Annotated in this window: 2 protein-coding genes and 1 pseudogene; all 3 read right to left on the minus strand. The window is 73.8% G+C overall.

All coding sequences use genetic code 11. The annotated features are described in order from the left end of the window. Positions 1-329, minus strand: a pseudogene (locus tag DEIPI_RS38750) (DUF58 domain-containing protein); the annotation flags it as partial. Beyond that, entirely contained in the window at positions 287-835 is a 549-nt protein-coding gene (locus DEIPI_RS27960; protein ID WP_052351589.1) for a DUF58 domain-containing protein, read from the minus strand. The pseudogene DEIPI_RS38750 and the gene DEIPI_RS27960, both read right to left, overlap by 43 nt. An 11-nt stretch (positions 836-846) precedes the next feature. Next, complete coding sequence (locus DEIPI_RS0102485) at positions 847-1,788, minus strand: AAA family ATPase (protein ID WP_027480730.1); 942 nt, start codon at positions 1,786-1,788, stop codon at positions 847-849. Between the last annotated feature and the right edge of the window lie 168 nt (positions 1,789-1,956).

Raw genomic sequence — 1,956 nt, forward strand, 5'->3', positions numbered from 1 at the left:
AGCGTGACGGAGCGCCAGCGCAGCCCGAACGGATCGGCCCAGCGCAGCGTGGGCGGCGCCCAGGTGTACACGCCCCGGCGGTTCGCGGTGACGCGCGACGTGACGTCGTGGGTGGTGTCGCCCCACAGCAGGCCGCCGAAGTCCACGATCGCGTCCGGCACGAGCGTGCGCGGCGGCGAGTCGTCGAGGAAGACGCGCACGGGCAGCCGGGAGCGGACCCGCACGCGCAGGTCCAGCCGGAACTGCCCGTCCGCGAAGACGCTCCCGGGCAGGTGGCGCTCCAGCGTCACGACCGGCGGCCTCCGGTAGAGCAGCAGCGTGACGCCCACGAGCGCAGGCTGATGGGGTCCTCCAGCCCGATGGTGCGCGACAGCGCGCCCTCGGAGAGCAGGGGCCGCAGCAGGTCCGGCAGCACGAGGCCGTGCGTGCCGGGGTACACCTCGATGCTCGTGGCGGGCGCGTCCAGCGTGACGGAGCGCCAGCGCAGCCCGAACGGATCGGCCCAGCGCAGCGTGGGCGGCGCCCAGGTGTACACGCCCCGGCGGTTCGCGGTGACGCGCGACGTGACGTCGTGGGTGGTGTCGCCCCACAGCAGGCCGCCGAAGTCCACGATCGCGTCCGGCACGAGCGTGCGCGGCGGCGAGTCGTCGAGGAAGACGCGCACGGGCAGCCGGGAGCGGACCCGCACGCGCAGGTCCAGCCGGAACTGCCCGTCCGCGAAGACGCTCCCGGGCAGGTGGCGCTCCAGCGTCACGACCGGCGGCCTCCGGTAGAGCAGCAGCGTGACGCCCACGAGCGCCGCGAGCAGCGCGAACCACAGCAGGAAACCCGTCATGCGCGCCTTCCTCAGGCGCCCGTCGGGGTGGCCTCGACGGGCACGGACGTGGACGCGAGGACGTCCGTCACGACTGCCTCGGGCCGCACGCCGCGCAGTCTCGCCTCCGTGCGCAGCACCAGCCGGTGCGCGAGGATGCCGGGCGCGGCGCGCTTCACGTCGTCGGGAATCACGAAGGGCCGCCCGTCCATCCACGCGAGCGCCTGCGCGACCGCCTGCAGCGCGAGGCTCGCGCGTGGACCCGCGCCGAGCAGCAGGTCCGCGTGAGCCCGCGTCCTGGCCGTGAGTCCCGCGACGTACGCGCGCAGCTCGTCGGAGACGTGGATGGCGCGGATGCCCGCGCGGATCGCGAGGAGCTCCTCCGCGCCGCTCACGGACCGCAGGTCGTCGATGGGGTGACGTTCCTGGAGGCGTCCGAGCATGCTGGCCTCCTCCGCCTCGCTGGGGTAGCCGACGGAGAGCTTGAGCAGGAAGCGGTCGAGCTGCGCCTCGGGCAGGCGGAAGGTGCCCTCGTGCTCCACGGGGTTCTGCGTGGCGATCACCACGAAGGGCGGCGCGAGGCGGTGCGTGACGCCGTTCTCCGTGACCTGCCCCTCACCCATGGCTTCGAGCAGCGCGGACTGCGTCTTGGGCGTCGCGCGGTTGATCTCGTCGGCGAGCAGCACGCCCGTGAAGATCGGACCGGGCACGAACTCGAACCGGCCGTCGCGGTACACGCTGACGCCCGTCACGTCGCTCGGAAGGAGGTCGGGCGTGAACTGCACCCGCTTGAAGGTCAGGCCGAGGCTCACGGCGAGGGCGCGCGCCAGCATCGTCTTGCCGGTGCCGGGCGCGTCCTCGAGCAGCAGGTGCCCTCCGGCGAGGATCCCGGCGAGGGCGAGGCGCGTCACGTCCTCCTTGCCCACGAGGACGGTGGCGACGTTGTCGAGCATGCGGGAGGTGAAGTCGTTCATTCGGGCTCCTTGCGGATGTGGGAGTCGGGGGAGAGCACGGCGCGCTCCACCCGTTCGGCGGCGGCCTCGGCGGCGTGCGCGTCGTCCTCGGTGACGCGGCGTCCGTAGCGGACGGGCTGGTAGAGGGCGGTGACGAGCGCCACGTCGGGCGCCACCTCGGGCCGCTCG

The sequence above is a fragment of the Deinococcus pimensis DSM 21231 genome (assembly GCF_000519345.1).
GTDB lineage: Bacteria > Deinococcota > Deinococci > Deinococcales > Deinococcaceae > Deinococcus_A > Deinococcus_A pimensis.

Coding starts and splice junctions, on each gene's coding strand:
- DEIPI_RS27960 (WP_052351589.1), bottom strand. CDS start 835: ATGACGGGTTTCCTGCTGTGGTTCGCGCTGCTCGCGGCGCTCGTGGGC.
- DEIPI_RS0102485 (WP_027480730.1), bottom strand. CDS start 1,788: ATGAACGACTTCACCTCCCGCATGCTCGACAACGTCGCCACCGTCCTC.